General features: G+C 51.5%; 13 protein-coding genes. 9 read left to right on the top strand and 4 right to left on the bottom strand.

Going from position 1 to position 16,349, the window contains the following annotated elements; translation table 11 throughout:
* Positions 1 to 116: 116 nt before the first annotated feature.
* Positions 117 to 767 (bottom strand): response regulator transcription factor RcsB, encoded by a 651-nt coding sequence (gene rcsB, locus D9741_RS14825; protein ID WP_042290573.1) that lies wholly within the window; start codon positions 765 to 767, stop codon positions 117 to 119.
* Positions 768 to 783: 16 nt separating this feature from the next.
* Complete coding sequence (rcsD, locus tag D9741_RS14820; protein ID WP_130217062.1) at positions 784 to 3,456, bottom strand: phosphotransferase RcsD; 2,673 nt, start codon at positions 3,454 to 3,456, stop codon at positions 784 to 786.
* A 736-nt stretch (positions 3,457 to 4,192) separates the two neighbouring features.
* Between rcsD and ompC the strand changes: the two genes are divergently transcribed.
* From ompC to mqo, 6 genes are all read left to right on the top strand, one after another.
* On the top strand, positions 4,193 to 5,314 hold the full coding sequence (gene ompC, locus D9741_RS14815) for a porin OmpC (protein ID WP_130217064.1): 1,122 nt from the start codon (positions 4,193 to 4,195) through the stop codon (positions 5,312 to 5,314).
* Positions 5,315 to 5,424: 110 nt separating this feature from the next.
* On the top strand, positions 5,425 to 6,480 hold the full coding sequence (gene apbE, locus D9741_RS14810) for an FAD:protein FMN transferase ApbE (protein WP_130217066.1): 1,056 nt from the start codon (positions 5,425 to 5,427) through the stop codon (positions 6,478 to 6,480).
* A gap of 73 nt (positions 6,481 to 6,553) precedes the next feature.
* The gene (gene ada, locus D9741_RS14805) at positions 6,554 to 7,618 is read left to right on the top strand and encodes a bifunctional DNA-binding transcriptional regulator/O6-methylguanine-DNA methyltransferase Ada (RefSeq protein ID WP_130217068.1); all 1,065 of its coding nucleotides are present in this window, start codon (positions 6,554 to 6,556) and stop codon (positions 7,616 to 7,618) included.
* Positions 7,618 to 8,268, top strand: coding sequence for a DNA oxidative demethylase AlkB (alkB, locus tag D9741_RS14800; protein WP_130207140.1), 651 nt, complete (start codon positions 7,618 to 7,620; stop codon positions 8,266 to 8,268). Before ada ends, alkB begins: the two co-directional genes overlap by 1 nt.
* Before the next feature lie 75 nt (positions 8,269 to 8,343).
* The gene (gene yojI, locus D9741_RS14795) at positions 8,344 to 9,987 is read left to right on the top strand and encodes a microcin J25 efflux ABC transporter YojI (protein ID WP_130217070.1); all 1,644 of its coding nucleotides are present in this window, start codon (positions 8,344 to 8,346) and stop codon (positions 9,985 to 9,987) included.
* Positions 9,988 to 10,196: 209 nt separating this feature from the next.
* The gene (gene mqo, locus D9741_RS14790) at positions 10,197 to 11,843 is read left to right on the top strand and encodes a malate dehydrogenase (quinone) (protein WP_130217072.1); all 1,647 of its coding nucleotides are present in this window, start codon (positions 10,197 to 10,199) and stop codon (positions 11,841 to 11,843) included.
* A gap of 377 nt (positions 11,844 to 12,220) precedes the next feature.
* Here mqo and eco read toward each other — a convergent pair whose 3' ends face one another.
* Positions 12,221 to 12,709, bottom strand: a complete 489-nt coding sequence (gene eco, locus D9741_RS14785; protein WP_105284969.1) for a serine protease inhibitor ecotin — start codon at positions 12,707 to 12,709, stop codon at positions 12,221 to 12,223.
* 132 nt (positions 12,710 to 12,841) lie between these two features.
* The gene (locus D9741_RS23795) at positions 12,842 to 13,006 is read right to left on the bottom strand and encodes a hypothetical protein (protein ID WP_276319961.1); all 165 of its coding nucleotides are present in this window, start codon (positions 13,004 to 13,006) and stop codon (positions 12,842 to 12,844) included.
* Positions 13,007 to 13,114: 108 nt separating this feature from the next.
* On the opposite strand from D9741_RS23795, the gene napF reads away from it, so the two are divergent.
* From napF to napA, 3 genes are read left to right on the top strand one after another with little or no spacing between them, the layout of a single operon-like run.
* Positions 13,115 to 13,609, top strand: a complete 495-nt coding sequence (napF, locus tag D9741_RS14780) for a ferredoxin-type protein NapF (protein ID WP_130217074.1) — start codon at positions 13,115 to 13,117, stop codon at positions 13,607 to 13,609.
* Positions 13,599 to 13,862, top strand: a complete 264-nt coding sequence (napD, locus tag D9741_RS14775; RefSeq protein WP_000557378.1) for a chaperone NapD — start codon at positions 13,599 to 13,601, stop codon at positions 13,860 to 13,862. The genes napF and napD overlap by 11 nt, the downstream gene beginning before the upstream one ends.
* Complete coding sequence (gene napA, locus D9741_RS14770; RefSeq protein ID WP_000778067.1) at positions 13,859 to 16,345, top strand: periplasmic nitrate reductase subunit alpha; 2,487 nt, start codon at positions 13,859 to 13,861, stop codon at positions 16,343 to 16,345. Before napD ends, napA begins: the two co-directional genes overlap by 4 nt.
* The last annotated feature ends 4 nt before the right edge of the window (positions 16,346 to 16,349 follow it).

Here is a 16,349-nt window from a genome sequence, read left to right as displayed (position 1 = left end):
TTGTAATCCATTGAAATAATGGGAATCGTAGGCCGGATAAGGCGTTTACGCCGCATCCGGCAATCGGAGCAAATGCCAGATGCGACGCTGATGCGTCTTATCTGGCCTACAGGTGATTACTCTTTATCCGCCGGACTTAACGTCACAGAAGAGAGATAATTCAACAGAGCGATATCGTTCTCGACACCCAGCTTCATCATTGCGGATTTTTTCTGGCTACTGATGGTTTTAATACTCCGGTTCAGCTTTTTAGCAATCTCGGTAACCAGGAAGCCTTCGGCAAACAGGCGCAGAACTTCACTCTCTTTTGGTGAGAGGCGCTTGTCACCGTAACCGCCAGCACTGATTTTCTCTAACAGCCGAGAAACGCTTTCCGGAGTAAATTTCTTACCTTTTTGTAGCGCGGCGAGGGCTTTCGGCAGGTCGGTCGGCGCGCCTTGTTTCAGAACGATCCCTTCGATATCCAGGTCCAGTACCGCGCTAAGAATAGCCGGGTTGTTGTTCATGGTCAGAACAATAATCGACAGACTTGGGAAGTGGCGCTTGATGTACTTGATTAAGGTAATGCCATCGCCGTATTTATCGCCAGGCATGGAGAGATCGGTAATCAAAACATGCGCATCCAGCTTCGGCAGGTTATTGATCAGTGCTGTAGAGTCCTCAAATTCGCCGACAACATTCACCCACTCGATTTGCTCAAGTGATTTGCGAATACCGAACAAGACTATCGGATGGTCATCAGCAATAATTACGTTCATATTGTTCATGTAATAGGCTACCTTGCTACAGCAAGCTCTTGACATAGCTGTCAATGTCGCTGATGTATTTTTCTATTCCTGGGACATCCTTCTCGCGAATAAGATGTTCCAGCGTTTCACATAACTGCTTGCCGGGTACCAGATTAAGCATGGCAAACACGCCTTTCAGACGATGAGCCGTTTGGGCTAACGCAGCAAAGTCACTGGTTGCTGCCTCAGTATATAGCCTCTTAACATCATCCGGTACTGTGTCTACAAAGAGCGCATAATAGCCGCTGGCATGGAGTTGTGCATTTTCATCTCCGCCCAGAGGCGATTCTGTCACCTCTTCCTGCGCTAGTTGCACTTCGATCAATTGTAAGACCGCTTCCTGCATAGCGTTGCTCATATTGAAGTTGACGCACAATTGACCAGGTCCAATTTCCCGTACGCCAGACTCATCATCGCTTAAAAGCAAGCCAGAGGCAGTAAGATTAGACGGATTATCCGTTAAAAAGATATCATAATCTTGACTAATTAATCTTTCATCCGGTGTGATGCAGGTTGCCCCCCAATTTTCTAACTGGCGAGTGACAATATTCCGAATTTCTGCGGAAGTTATGTCCATCATCACGCTAACATCATCCAGTAAACGCTCTTCTTCCTCTTCTACTTCCGGTTCCGCAGTGGGCATTTTGATATGCACGGAATAACGTGTACCAAGCTCGTCGCGCGTTTTGATGTTTAAATGACCGCCTAGCTTACGCGCTAGTTGATCGCTCAACCAGAATGCTAACGGATCCGCCTTACCGTAGCGATCGCTTTGGGTCTGGTTGATGAACGGGAAGTGCAAATTATCCATTTCATGAATGCTTATGCCATCTCCGGTGTCCAGAATGCGGAAAGTCAGACGTTCTTCGGAAGATTCGTCCTGGTCAACCTCAAGGGTAATTTTCCCCATTTGCGTTGAGGTGACAGCATATTGCATCAGTAACAGCAAAATACGGCGTAGGGCATCGCGATCGCCGCAGCGCATATCGTGTGCTTTTAGATGATTGTTAATCAATAGCTGCAAACCTTTACGCTTGATGGCTGGCAACACGGAAGGCACGACTTCATCAATTAAATCCTGCACGGAGAAAAGCTCGCTCTCGCTTTTCCAGCTATCGTCGGCAAGCATATTTGCTAACTGGATTTCATCGACCAGGCGCACCAGCACATCAGCCTGATTCGCCAGTTGTTTGCTTTCCGGTGTGTTGAGTTTGGCTGCGCTTGCCGCCAGGGAGCGTGCTGGTTCTTTTAGTGCATCGCCAATATTTTTCATAAAGGCCATCCGGCCTTGCTGATTTTTCTCGTACAGACGCTGCGCCTGCTTGAGTTTCTTGTTCACCAGTACTTCGCGATCTTGATCGCGAATAATGAAGATTTGTGTACGCGGCGCGACCTGGCTGCGGAACATACGAATCTCATACAGTTCGTTATTGATCGTCGCCTGAATGATGCCCTGATGCTGCTCCGCCATAGTGGTGATGTTTTGCAGATTCAAATGCGGCAGCAGGTGGTCGGCAATTTTGTTGCTTATTACTGTGCGATTCGATTCCTGATCGTGAACCAGCAGGCCGAGCGGCAGCAGTGACACGATCTCTTCATTGATGGCCCGCAAAACGCGCAGTTCATTGTTCACTGCCGTGCTGGGTACGCTTTCGGTGGTGCGGCCAGAGAAATGGCGGAAGGTGGTATAGCCAAACAGCGCCAGCGCCAGCAAACCGATGTTCAGCAGCAGCGGCAGGAGAATGTTTTGCAACGTATCCAGCAGCAATGTGCCATAAGGAACCTGCCAGACCAGACGCATATCCGTGGAGTTTAGCGCCGAAGAGATTTCAATCTTCGAACTATTAAAGTGGATACTGACGCTATCCGTGGCTTCTTTCTCATTATTATTGGTTCCCGCAGCTGTCGCGTCTGGCTCCAGACGGAAACTATCCAGCGGCATCCCCGGCGGGATCAAATCATTAATAGGCAGATCAAAAGCGACTACCGTCGCCAGATGCCCCGGCTGGTTAAAGGTGGTGCGCAGGGTAAAATAATGGCCGTTCTGCCAGGCCAGGCGGCGCAGGTTAGAAAAACTTTCGCGTTCATCCAGGGCGTTGGCCTGTTGCAACATCTCTGCGCGACGAGAATCAACAATGTCACTGACGGTCGACTCTTTAAATCCCGAGGTGAGATCTTTGAGCGGTAGGGTGGAGATCAAAACCAGGCTGTTATCCTGACCGTTCAGATAGTACATCGACCATGGAACATTCTCTGCGCCCCATAATGTGTCCAGATAAGTGGACATTCTTTGGGTCATTTCAAGCGTTGAGTTGTCGTGGGAACCAAAGATCAGGGCTTCCGTTTTGCGGCGCGGTTTTTCCAGATAATAGACATCCTGTTTCAGGCGCGTCTCCTGCAACCCTTCGCTGGAGGTGGTAGAGGCCGTCGCGGCAATGTTGTCGTAGATTTGCCAGGTCACATAACGCCATGTATCGACACGCTTTTGTATGGCATGGGTAATATCAACGATCTGGTAGCTTTTATCTTTCAGCCAGGCGTTAACGGCGCTTTGTACCATTACACCCATCGTCACCAGTAACACGATGATCAGCAGTAAAAAGAAGCGGGTAATGCTCCCCGGTAGGAGTGAAAAGCGGGTCGTGGCCGTTGTCTCTTTCTGACGCATTCGTGTTTATGACCTGTTAAAACTTCGCAAAGTGATAGGGCAGTATAAAGGGTACAGTGTGAAATTCCAGACTCTTACCTGATTGATGTTAAGGCATTAGCCGACGATATTTCACATTTTGCGCTGCGGTAAATAAATGTACAAATGCGTTGTTAATGTACAAATAACCCACAGGCATGAAGAAAATTATCAGGAAAATAGTGCAGATAGATTTTGTCGGTAATTGTTGTCGTTTTTTACGAAATAGTTAACGATTGTTATAATTTTGCTACGGTAGCACAGGAAAATAAAAGATGTGTAAAGAAGGGTAAAAAAAACCGGATGCGATGCATCCGGCCGAAATAGGGGTAAACAGACATTCAGAAATGAATGACGGTAATAAATAAAGTTAATGATGATAGCGAGAGATATTTTAGTTGCGAGTGAAGAATTTGTTTTAACATTCAGTGCGGTCAAAGACTTAAGATTAAGTTATTGTTTTAAAGGTCGAAATAATCTTACTTGATGTTTAGTGCGTTATTTGCTCAACCATTAGAATTTGAAAAAGTTCCATCACATTTACATTTTGAAATACCTATGTGGATATTTGAAACATCTTAAAAGTTTTAGTATCATATTCGTGTTGGATTATTCTGCATTTTTGGGGAGAATGAACCTGCCGACTGATTAATGAGGGTTAATCAGTATGCAGTGGCATAAAAAAGCAAATAAAGGCATATAACAGAGGGTTAATAACATGAAAGTTAAAGTACTGTCCCTCCTGGTCCCAGCTCTGCTGGTAGCAGGCGCAGCAAATGCTGCTGAAGTTTACAACAAAGACGGCAACAAATTAGATCTGTACGGTAAAGTAGACGGCCTGCACTATTTCTCTGACGACAAGTCTGTAGATGGCGACCAGACCTACATGCGTCTTGGCTTCAAAGGTGAAACTCAGGTTACTGACCAGCTGACCGGTTACGGTCAGTGGGAATATCAGATCCAGGGCAACGCTCCGGAAAGCGAAAACAACTCCTGGACCCGTGTGGCATTCGCTGGTCTGAAATTCCAGGACGTTGGTTCTTTCGACTACGGTCGTAACTACGGCGTTGTTTACGACGTAACTTCCTGGACCGACGTACTGCCAGAATTCGGTGGCGACACCTACGGTTCTGACAACTTCATGCAGCAGCGTGGTAACGGCTTCGCGACCTACCGTAACACCGACTTCTTCGGTCTGGTTGACGGCCTGAACTTTGCAGTTCAGTACCAGGGCAAAAACGGTAGCGTAAGCGGCGAAGGCATGACCAACAACGGTCGTGGCGCTCTGCGTCAGAACGGCGACGGTGTCGGCGGTTCTATCACTTATGATTACGAAGGCTTCGGTATCGGTGCTGCAGTTTCCAGCTCCAAACGTACTGATGCTCAGAACTTCGGCCTGAACGGTTATGGTGAGCGTTATTTGGGTAACGGCGACCGTGCTGAAACCTACACTGGTGGTCTGAAATACGACGCTAACAACATCTACCTGGCTGCTCAGTACACTCAGACCTACAACGCAACTCGCGTAGGTTCCCTGGGTTGGGCGAACAAAGCACAGAACTTCGAAGCTGTTGCTCAGTACCAGTTCGACTTCGGTCTGCGTCCGTCTGTAGCATACCTGCAGTCTAAAGGTAAAAACCTGGGTGTCGTTGCTGGTCGTAACTACGACGACGAAGATATCCTGAAATATGTTGATGTTGGTGCTACCTACTACTTCAACAAAAACATGTCCACCTACGTTGACTACAAAATCAACCTGCTGGACGACAACCAGTTCACCCGCGCTGCTGGCATCAACACTGATGACATCGTAGCTCTGGGTCTGGTTTACCAGTTCTAATTTCGATTTATATCGACAAAGGGCCTTCGGGCCCTTTTTTCATTGTTTTCAGCGTACAAACGCGTTTTTTTGGTGTACTCTTGCGACCGTTCGCATGAGGATAATCACATATGGAAATAAACTTTACCCGCGTGGCATTGCTGGCTGCCACGCTCTTGTTTGTTGGTTGCGATCAAAAACCACAACCCGCCAACCCCAACGCTCCTGAAGTTACCGTTCTTGAAGGCAAAACCATGGGAACCTTCTGGCGTGCCAGCATCCCGGGCATTGACGCCAAACGCAGTGCCGAGCTCAAAGAGAAGATTCAGACCCAGCTGGACGCTGACGATCAGCTGCTTTCGACCTATAAAAAAGACTCCGCGCTGATGCGCTTTAACGACTCGCAAAGCCTGACACCGTGGCCGGTAAATGAAGCGATGGCGGATATCGTCACTACTTCGCTGCGTATTGGCGCAAAGACCGATGGCGCGATGGATATTACTGTCGGGCCACTGGTGAATCTGTGGGGCTTTGGCCCGGAACAACAGCCGGTACAAATTCCGAGCCAGGAACAAATTGATGCAATGAAAGCCAAAACCGGCTTACAGCATCTGACGGTCATCAATCAGTATCATCAGCAGTACCTGCAAAAAGATCTTCCGGATTTATATGTCGATCTCTCCACCGTCGGCGAAGGCTATGCAGCCGATCATCTGGCACGCTTGATGGAGCAGGAAGGGATTTCCCGCTATCTGGTGTCGGTGGGGGGGGCGCTGAACAGCCGCGGTATGAATGGCGAAGGCCAACCGTGGCGAGTGGCGATTCAAAAACCAACCGATAAAGAAAACGCAGTTCAGGCGGTGGTGGATATCAACGGCCACGGTATCAGCACCTCTGGCAGCTACCGTAACTATTACGAACTGGACGGCAAACGCCTTTCCCATGTTATCGATCCACAAACCGGGCGTCCCATTGAACATAATCTGGTGTCCGTGACGGTGATTGCTCCGACGGCGCTGGAAGCCGACGCCTGGGATACAGGTCTGATGGTGCTCGGGCCAGAGAAAGCCAAAGAAGTCGTTCGCCGGGAAGGGCTGGCGGTTTATATGATCACCAAAGAAGGTGATAGTTTTAAAACCTGGATGTCGCCGCAGTTTAAAAGCTTCCTGGTGAGCGAAAAAAATTAAAGCGCAAGATTGTTGGTTTTTGCGTGATGGTGACCGGGCAGACTAAAGGCTATCCTTAACCAGGGAGCTGATTATGAAAAACGCCACACGCTTAACTGACGATCAACGCTGGCAATCCGTCTTAGCCCGCGACCCACACGCCGACGGCGAATTCGTTTTCGCCGTGCGCACCACGGGTATCTTTTGCCGCCCGTCTTGCCGAGCCAGACATGCTTTACGGGAAAACGTTTCTTTCTATGCCAATTCCCGTGAGGCACTTGCCGCCGGATTTCGCCCCTGCAAACGCTGCCAACCTGATAAAGCCAACGCCCAGCAACATCGGTTGGATAAAATCACCCACGCGTGTCGACTACTGGAACAGGAAACGCCTGTAACGCTGGAAGCCTTGGCCGACCAGGTGGCGATGAGTCCATTCCATCTGCATCGTTTATTTAAAGCCACCACCGGAATGACGCCAAAAGCCTGGCAACAGGCCTGGCGCGCTCGTCGCTTGCGCGAATCGCTGGCGAAAGGGGAGAGCGTCACCCAGGCGATTCTGAACGCTGGATTCCCCGACGGCAGCAGTTACTACCGCAAAGCTGACGAAACGTTGGGTATGACGGCTAAACAGTTTCGTCACGGTGGCGAAAAACTGGCAGTGCGTTATGCGCTAGCTGATTGTGAACTGGGGCGTTGCCTGGTGGCGGAAAGCGAGCGGGGGATTTGCGCGATCCTGCTGGGCGACGATGACGGGACGTTGATTAGCGAACTCCGTCAGATGTTTCCTGCCGCTGACAACGCGCCGGCGGATCCGATATTTCAGCAACATATACGTGAGGTTATTGCCAGCCTCAATAACCGCGATACGCCGCTGACGTTACCGCTGGATATTCGCGGCACCGCTTTTCAGCAACAAGTCTGGCAGGCGCTACGCACTATACCTTGTGGTGAAACGGTGAGTTACCAGCAACTGGCGAACGCGATTGGCAAACCGAAAGCCGTTCGCGCCGTAGCCAGCGCCTGCGCCGCCAATAGATTAGCTATTATTATCCCTTGTCATCGGGTAGTACGTGGTGATGGCACACTTTCTGGTTACCGCTGGGGCGTGTCGCGCAAAGCGCACTTGCTGCGCCGCGAAGCTGAACATGAGGAGAGGTAATGTTGGATCTGTTTGCTGATGCTGAACCGTGGCACGAATCGCTGGCTTCCGGCGCGGTGATTTTGCGCCGTTTTGCTTTTAACGTAGCGGAACAACTGATGCACGATATCAGTGGCATTGCCAGCCAGTCGCCGTTTCGCCAGATGGTCACTCCTGGCGGATATACCATGTCGGTGGCGATGACCAACTGCGGGCATCTGGGCTGGACGACCAATCGGCAAGGTTATCTCTATTCGCCCATTGATCCGCAAACAAATCAACCGTGGCCTGCCATGCCGCAAAGTTTTTATGATTTATGTCGGCGCGCGGCCACGGCAGCGGGCTATCCAGATTTCCAGCCTGACGCTTGCCTTATCAACCGCTACGCCCCGGGCGCGAAACTGTCGCTACATCAGGATAAAGACGAACCGGATCTGCGCGCGCCAATTGTTTCTGTTTCTCTGGGCTTACCCGCGATTTTTCAATTTGGCGGCCTGAAACGAAATGATCCGCTCAAACGTTTGTTGCTGGAACATGGCGATGTGGTGGTGTGGGGCGGTGAATCACGGCTGTTTTATCACGGTATTCAACCACTAAAAGCTGGGTTTCATCCACTCACCGCCGACTGCCGTTACAACCTGACATTCCGTCAGGCAGGTAAAAAAGAATAAAAATAAGAATTATTATTGCTGTGCGCGCGGAGATGTTTAAACTGCGGGCTGTAATTCATTGTCCGGGTTTTCTGCATGGAACTTCTTGTACTTGTCTGGCGGCAGTATCGCTGGCCATTTATCAGTGTGATGGCGCTAAGCCTCGCCAGTGCGGCATTAGGCATTGGCTTAATTGCTTTTATCAATCAGCGCCTTATCGAAACGGCGGATACCAGTCTGCTGGTGTTGCCGGAGTTTCTGGGATTATTGCTGCTGTTGATGGCGGTAACTCTCGGATCGCAACTGGCACTTACTACGCTGGGCCATCACTTCGTTTACCGACTGCGTAGCGAATTTATCAAGCGGATACTGGATACCCACGTCGAGCGCATTGAACAACTTGGTAGCGCCTCGTTGCTGGCGGGGTTAACCAGCGATGTGCGCAATATCACCATTGCGTTTGTGCGTCTGCCGGAACTGGTGCAGGGGATCATTCTCACTATCGGTTCAGCGGCGTATCTCTGGATGTTGTCGGGCAAAATGTTGCTGGTAACGGCTATCTGGATGGCAGTCACCATCTGGGGCGGTTTTGTACTGGTGGCGCGGGTGTACAAACATATGGCGACCCTGCGTGAAACCGAAGACAAGCTGTACACGGATTTTCAAACCGTGCTGGAAGGGCGCAAAGAGCTGACGCTGAATCGCGAGCGCGCCGAGTATGTGTTTAACAACCTCTACATCCCTGATGCGCAAGAGTATCGCCATCATATTATCCGCGCAGACACCTTCCATCTTAGTGCCGTGAACTGGTCAAACATCATGATGCTGGGCGCAATCGGCCTGGTGTTCTGGATGGCAAACAGCCTCGGTTGGGCTGATACCAACGTTGCCGCGACCTATTCGTTGACGCTGTTATTCCTGCGTACGCCACTGCTTTCGGCGGTTGGCGCATTGCCGACGCTGCTGACGGCGCAGGTGGCGTTTAACAAGCTGAACAAATTCGCACTCGCACCTTTCAAAGCGGAGTTTCCGCGTCCGCAGGCGTTTCCCAACTGGCAAACGCTTGAGCTGCGTAATGTTACGTTTAGCTATCAGGATAACGCGTTTTCCGTTGGGCCGATTAACCTCACCATTAAACGTGGCGAACTGCTGTTTCTGATTGGTGGCAATGGTAGCGGCAAATCGACGCTGGCGATGTTGCTGACGGGGTTGTATCAGCCACAAAGCGGCGAAATCTTGCTGGATGGCAAACCTGTCAGCGGTGAAAAACCGGAAGATTATCGCAAACTGTTTTCGGCAGTGTTTACCGATGTCTGGTTATTTGATCAACTGCTGGGGCCGGAAGGTAAACCTGCTAACCCGCAACTGGTTGAGAAGTGGCTGGCGCAGCTGAAAATGGGTCATAAGCTTGAGTTAAGTAACGGGCGTATTGTTAACCTGAAGTTATCGAAAGGGCAGAAAAAACGCGTGGCGCTGTTGCTGGCTTTGGCAGAAGAACGCGATATTATTCTGCTGGATGAATGGGCGGCGGATCAGGATCCACATTTCCGCCGTGAGTTTTATCAGGTGCTGCTGCCGTTGATGCAGGAGATGGGTAAAACTATTTTCGCCATCAGTCATGATGACCATTACTTTATCCACGCCGACCGCCTGCTGGAAATGCGCAACGGGCAACTTAGCGAGCTGACGGGCGCAGAGCGTGACGCTGCTTCTCGTGATGCCGTTGCCCGGACGGCATAATGTTTTGACTCTTACCTGGCGGACTGCTGCCGTCAGGTAAAAAATCCCTTCGTTTCTAATAACCCTATAATTAATCAACGAAATTATAATGTTTATAAAATTAGAAGATAATTTATAAACATTATTTAAATGTTGTTACTTAAGTGTTACCGTTGATGCCGCGCAAATCTCACCTGCAATAAAGCGACTAAAAGTAAGGCATTAACAAGATGAAAAAAGTGACTGCCATGCTCTTCTCGATGGCCGTGGGGCTTAATGCCGTTTCGATGGCGGCAAAAGCGAAAGCGTCCGAGGAGCAGGAAACTGATGTACTGTTGATTGGCGGCGGCATTATGAGCGCCACGTTGGGGACCTATTTACGGGAGCTGGAGCCTGAATGGTCGATGACAATGGTGGAGCGCCTGGAAGGTGTTGCGCAGGAGAGTTCGAACGGCTGGAACAACGCCGGAACCGGGCATTCTGCACTGATGGAACTGAACTACACCCCGCAAAACGCCGATGGTAGCATCAGTATCGAAAAAGCAGTCGCCATTAACGAAGCATTTCAGATTTCCCGCCAGTTCTGGGCGCACCAGGTCGAGCGCGGCGTGCTGCGTACTCCGCGTTCATTTATCAATACCGTTCCGCACATGAGCTTTGTCTGGGGCGAAGATAACGTCAACTTCCTGCGCGCCCGTTACGCGGCTTTGCAACAAAGTTCGTTGTTCCGCGGTATGCGTTACTCCGAAGATCACGCGCAAATCAAAGAGTGGGCGCCACTCGTGATGGAAGGACGCGATCCGCAGCAGAAAGTGGCTGCGACACGTACAGAAATCGGCACCGATGTGAACTATGGTGAAATCACTCGCCAGTTAATTGCTTCCTTGCAGAAGAAATCTAACTTCTCGCTGCAACTCAGTAGCGAAGTCCGCGGCCTCAAACGTAATGACGACAACACCTGGACCGTCACCATTGCCGATCTGAAAAATGGCACAGTACAGAACATTCGCGCGAAATTTGTCTTTATCGGTGCGGGCGGTGCGGCGCTGAAGCTTTTGCAAGAATCCGGTATCCCGGAAGCGAAAGAGTACGCTGGTTTCCCGGTGGGCGGTCAGTTCCTCGTCTCGGAAAACCCTGACGTGGTTAATCACCATCTGGCGAAGGTTTACGGTAAAGCCTCCGTGGGTGCACCGCCGATGTCGGTTCCGCATATCGATACCCGTGTTCTGGACGGTAAACGCGTAGTGCTGTTTGGACCATTTGCTACTTTCTCAACCAAATTCCTCAAAAACGGTTCGCTGTGGGATCTGATGAGTTCCACCACAACGTCAAACGTGATGCCGATGATGCACGTCGGGCTGGATAATTTCGATCTGGTGAAATATCTGGTGAGTCAGGTGATGTTGAGTGAAGAGGATCGTTTTGCAGCGTTGAAAGAGTACTATCCGCAGGCGAAAAAAGAGGACTGGCGTTTGTGGCAAGCGGGGCAGCGTGTGCAGATTATCAAGCGTGATGCCGAGAAAGGTGGCGTACTGCGTCTGGGAACAGAAGTGGTCAGTGACCAGCAAGGGACCATTGCCGCGCTGCTGGGGGCATCGCCAGGGGCGTCAACCGCTGCGCCGATTATGTTGAATCTGCTGGAAAAAGTATTTGGCGATCGCGTTTCCAGCCCGCAATGGCAGGCTACGTTGAAAGCGATCGTTCCGTCCTATGGACGTAAGCTGAATGGTGATGTGGCGGCAACAGAACGTGAGTTGCAGTACACCAGCGAAGTGCTGGGGCTGAAATACGACAAGCCGCAGGCGGCAGACAGTACGCCGAAACCGCAGTTGAAACCGCAACCCGTTCAAAAAGAAGTGGCGGATATTGCGTTGTAATGATGTGCCACATCCGGCATGGTATGCCGGATGCGGCGTAGGCCTGATAAGACGCATCAGCGTCTCATCAGGCACCCGGCTTGGGCGTCAAATGTCGGATGCGGCGTGACCGCCTTATCCGACCTACGAGGTGCTGCACTTCACAACGGCGTAGCGGCGTAGGCCTGATAAGACGCGTCAGCGTCGCATCAGGCAACCGGCTCGGACGTTGGATGTCGGATGCGGTGTAACCGCCTTATCCGACTTACCGGTGTGCAGTACTTCACCGCGGCGTAGGCCTGATAAGACGCGCCAGCGTCGCATCAGGCACCGGCTCGGGCGTTAGATGTCGGATGCGGTGTAACCGCCTTATCCGACCGACGGGCGTTACGCTGTGTTTAGCGAACTACCGCGTTGTCAATCTTCTCTTCCGCCTTCCAGATACGGTACTTCACATCTACATTGTCTGGCGTATACACCACGATCGGCAGCTTGCTGTTGTAACGCAGCATTCCGGCATCGCCCAGATACGCGGTGACAAATTTCTTCTCTTTTTTGCCATCCGGGCAGGCCATCATCGTGGAAACCGGGGAGCTAACTTTATCAAAGACATAATAATCATAGCCCCAGCCTTCCAGCGTTTTGCTTTCCAGTTTTCCGCCGAGACGATGCAAATTGCAGTCAACTTCCAGCGTCTGACCGATTAACAGTTCTACTTTCAGGGTAGATTCATCTTCTTGCGGAGTTAACTGAATCACCTGACGCTTCATCCCTTTTTCAGCTTGCGGGTAAGGAGCGATTTTTTCCAGTGGCTGGACGCTGTCTGCCGCCCAGGCTGAGGTGGCGGCGAAAGCGGCAAACAATACTGCAGGTAGAATAGTCTTCATTTTTGCTTTCCTTCTTCATTTATAGGTTTTCACCGATGATGTCGCTGAAGGTTAACATATTCATCAGATTTATTAATTTGCTTTATGAATAATGCATAGAATATTCAGACAACTTTACCTTCTCTTTTGGAGTTATATGCTGATGGATGGCGAAGGCTGGATAAATATCTTTGGTGAATTTATCGCTATGTAAAATTGTTTATAACCGTTTGAAATGTGAATAAAAGCCCATTTTTGCCAGCCTTCCCGCCACTCTTTTGATCCTGCTACAGGTTTTACCCCGATCGGGGTATGCATCTTTGACACATCCTTTAATATCTTAGCGCCTATAAAAATGGCTTATTAATTACGCGGTTTCTTTGGTCGCTCTCAATTTTCAGAGCGCGTTAATGATGGAAGGTCAATGTGAAGATTGATGCATCCCGTCGGGGCATACTCACTGGTCGCTGGCGCAAAGCCAGTAACGGTATCCGTCCGCCCTGGACCGGTGATGAATCTCATTTTCTGACCCATTGCACCCGCTGCGATGCCTGTATTAATGCTTGTGAAAACAACATTCTGCAACGCGGTGCGGGTGGCTATCCGAGCGTTAATTTCAAAAATAACGAGTGCAGCTTCTGTTACGCCTGCGCGCAGGCTTGCCCCGAATCGCTATTTTCTCCGCGCCACACCAGGGCCTGGGATTTGCAGTTCACCATTGGGGACGCGTGCCTGGCGTATCAGTCAGTTGAATGCCGCCGCTGTCAGGATAGCTGTGAGCCAATGGCAATTATCTTTCGCCCGACGCTCTCCGGGATCTACCAGCCGCAACTTAATAGCCAACTTTGCAACGGATGTGGAGCATGTGCAGCCAGTTGTCCGGTATCAGCCATAACTGCGGAGTATCTCCATGCACACTAACTGGCAAGTTTGCAGCCTGGTCGTGCAGGCCAAAAGCGAACGAATTTCAGACATCAGCACCCAACTGAACGCCTTTCCCGGCTGTGAAGTTGCTGTCAGCGACGCGCCGAGCGGTCAGTTGATTGTGGTGGTGGAAGCAGAAGACAGCGAAACGCTGATCCAAACCATTGAGTCAGTACGCAACGTAGAGGGCGTGCTGGCGGTGTCGCTGGTTTATCACCAGCAGGAAGAGCAAGGTGAGGAAACACCATGAAACTCAGTCGTCGTAGCTTTATGAAAGCTAACGCCGTTGCGGCCGCTGCGGCGGCTGCCGGTCTCAGCGTGCCGGGCGTTGCCCGCGCCGTTGTTGGTCAGCAGGAAGCCATTAAATGGGATAAAGCGCCGTGCCGTTTCTGCGGTACCGGTTGCGGCGTTCTGGTCGGAACGCAGCAGGGGCGTGTGGTGGCCTGTCAGGGCGACCCGGATGCACCGGTTAACCGTGGTCTGAACTGCATTAAGGGCTATTTCCTGCCCAAAATCATGTACGGTAAAGACCGTTTGACGCAGCCGCTTCTGCGTATGAAAAACGGTAAATATGACAAAGAAGGCGAATTTACCCCAATCACCTGGGATCAGGCCTTCGATGTGATGGAAGAGAAATTCAAAACCGCCCTGAAAGAAAAAGGGCCGGAATCGATCGGTATGTTCGGTTCTGGTCAGTGGACTATCTGGGAAGGTTATGCTGCGTCCAAGCTGTTTAAAGCGGGCTTCCGCTCGAACAACATCGACCCGAACGCGCGTCACTGTATGGCGTCGGCGGTGGTTGGCTTTATGCGTACCTTTGGTATGGATGAGCCGATGGGCTGCTATGACGATATCGAACAGGCTGACGCGTTTGTGCTGTGGGGCGCGAACATGGCGGAGATGCACCCGATTCTTTGGTCGCGCATCACTAACCGTCGTCTCTCTAACCAGAACGTCACCGTGGCGGTGCTTTCTACCTACCAGCATCGTAGCTTCGAGCTGGCGGATAACGGCATCATCTTTACGCCGCAATCTGACCTGGTGATCCTGAACTACATCGCCAACTATATCATTCAAAACAATGCGATAAATCAGGACTTCTTCAGCAAGCACGTTAACCTGCGCAAAGGGGCGACGGACATCGGCTACGGTTTACGTCCGACCCATCCGCTGGAAAAAGCAGCGAAGAATCCGGGTTCTGACGCCTCCGAACCGATGAGCTTCGAAGATTACAAAGCCTTCGTTGCTGAGTATACGCTGGAAAAAACCGCTGAAATGACCGGCGTGCCGAAAGACCAGTTAGAACAACTGGCGCAGCTGTATGCCGATCCGAACAAGAAAGTCATCTCCTACTGGACGATGGGCTTCAACCAGCATACTCGTGGCGTGTGGGCCAACAACCTGGTCTACAACCTGCACCTGCTGACCGGCAAAATTTCCCAGCCGGGTTGCGGTCCGTTCTCCCTGACCGGGCAGCCTTCCGCGTGTGGTACTGCGCGTGAAGTGGGCACCTTTGCTCACCGTCTGCCTGCGGACATGGTGGTGACTAACGAGAAACATCGTGATATTTGCGAGAAGAAGTGGAATATCCCGAGCGGCACCATTCCGGCGAAAATCGGTCTGCACGCGGTGGCACAAGACCGTGCGCTGAAAGACGGCAAGCTGAATGTTTACTGGACCATGTGTACCAACAACATGCAGGCCGGGCCGAACATTAATGAAGAGCGTATGCCGGGCTGGCGCGATCCGCGCAACTTCATCATCGTCTCCGATCCGTATCCGACAGTCAGTGCGCTGGCAGCGGACTTGATCCTGCCGACCGCAATGTGGGTAGAGAAAGAGGGCGCTTACGGTAACGCCGAACGCCGTACTCAGTTCTGGCGTCAGCAGGTACAGGCGCCAGGCGAAGCGAAATCGGATCTCTGGCAGTTAGTCCAGTTCTCCCGCCGCTTCAAAACTGAAGAAGTATGGCCGGAAGAGCTGCTGGCGAAGAAACCGGAACTGCGTGGCAAAACGCTGTACGAAGTTCTGTATGCCACCCCCGAAGTGAGCAAATTCCCGGTATCCGAACTGGCGGAAGATCAGCTGAACGATGAATCCCGCGAGCTGGGCTTCTATCTGCAAAAAGGGCTGTTCGAAGAGTACGCATGGTTTGGTCGCGGTCACGGTCACGATCTCGCGCCGTTCGATGACTACCACAAAGCGCGCGGTCTGCGCTGGCCGGTGGTGAACGGTAAAGAAACGCAGTGGCGTTACAGCGAAGGTAACGACCCGTACGTGAAAGCGGGCGAAGGCTATAAGTTCTACGGTAAACCGGATGGCAAAGCGGTGATCTTCGCGCTGCCGTTCGAACCGGCGGCGGAAGCTCCGGATGAAGAGTACGACCTGTGGCTCTCTACCGGACGCGTTCTGGAGCACTGGCACACCGGCAGTATGACTCGCCGTGTACCGGAACTGCACCGCGCCTTCCCGGAAGCGGTCCTGTTTATTCACCCGCTGGATGCGAAAGCGCGCGATCTGCGTCGTGGCGACAAAGTGAAAGTGGTTTCTCGCCGTGGCGAAGTGATCTCGATTGTCGAAACGCGCGGTCGTAACCGTCCGCCGCAGGGCCTGGTGTACATGCCGTTCTTCGACGCCGCACAGCTGGTTAACAAACTGACGCTGGACGCGACCGATCCGCTCTCGAAAGAGACGGACTTCAAGAAGTGCGCGGTCAAACTGGAGAAGGTGTAAACCA

This window comes from Escherichia sp. E14V7, assembly GCF_004212225.1.
Taxonomy (GTDB): Bacteria; Pseudomonadota; Gammaproteobacteria; order Enterobacterales; family Enterobacteriaceae; genus Escherichia.
The sequence above is the reverse complement of the archived record's forward strand: the minus strand, read 5'-3'. Positions and strand labels throughout refer to the sequence as shown.

Excerpts from the sequence above, each read along its gene's own strand:
- apbE (WP_130217066.1), top strand. The coding sequence starts at position 5,425 with ATGGAAATAAACTTTACCCGCGTGGCATTGCTGGCTGCCACGCTCTTG.
- D9741_RS23795 (WP_276319961.1), bottom strand. The coding sequence starts at position 13,006 with ATGCATACCCCGATCGGGGTAAAACCTGTAGCAGGATCAAAAGAGTGG.
- ada (WP_130217068.1), top strand. The coding sequence starts at position 6,554 with ATGAAAAACGCCACACGCTTAACTGACGATCAACGCTGGCAATCCGTC.
- napA (WP_000778067.1), top strand. The coding sequence starts at position 13,859 with ATGAAACTCAGTCGTCGTAGCTTTATGAAAGCTAACGCCGTTGCGGCC.
- alkB (WP_130207140.1), top strand. The coding sequence starts at position 7,618 with ATGTTGGATCTGTTTGCTGATGCTGAACCGTGGCACGAATCGCTGGCT.
- rcsB (WP_042290573.1), bottom strand. The coding sequence starts at position 767 with ATGAACAATATGAACGTAATTATTGCTGATGACCATCCGATAGTCTTG.
- ompC (WP_130217064.1), top strand. The coding sequence starts at position 4,193 with ATGAAAGTTAAAGTACTGTCCCTCCTGGTCCCAGCTCTGCTGGTAGCA.
- napD (WP_000557378.1), top strand. The coding sequence starts at position 13,599 with ATGCACACTAACTGGCAAGTTTGCAGCCTGGTCGTGCAGGCCAAAAGC.
- eco (WP_105284969.1), bottom strand. The coding sequence starts at position 12,709 with ATGAAGACTATTCTACCTGCAGTATTGTTTGCCGCTTTCGCCGCCACC.
- rcsD (WP_130217062.1), bottom strand. The coding sequence starts at position 3,456 with ATGCGTCAGAAAGAGACAACGGCCACGACCCGCTTTTCACTCCTACCG.
- yojI (WP_130217070.1), top strand. The coding sequence starts at position 8,344 with ATGGAACTTCTTGTACTTGTCTGGCGGCAGTATCGCTGGCCATTTATC.
- mqo (WP_130217072.1), top strand. The coding sequence starts at position 10,197 with ATGAAAAAAGTGACTGCCATGCTCTTCTCGATGGCCGTGGGGCTTAAT.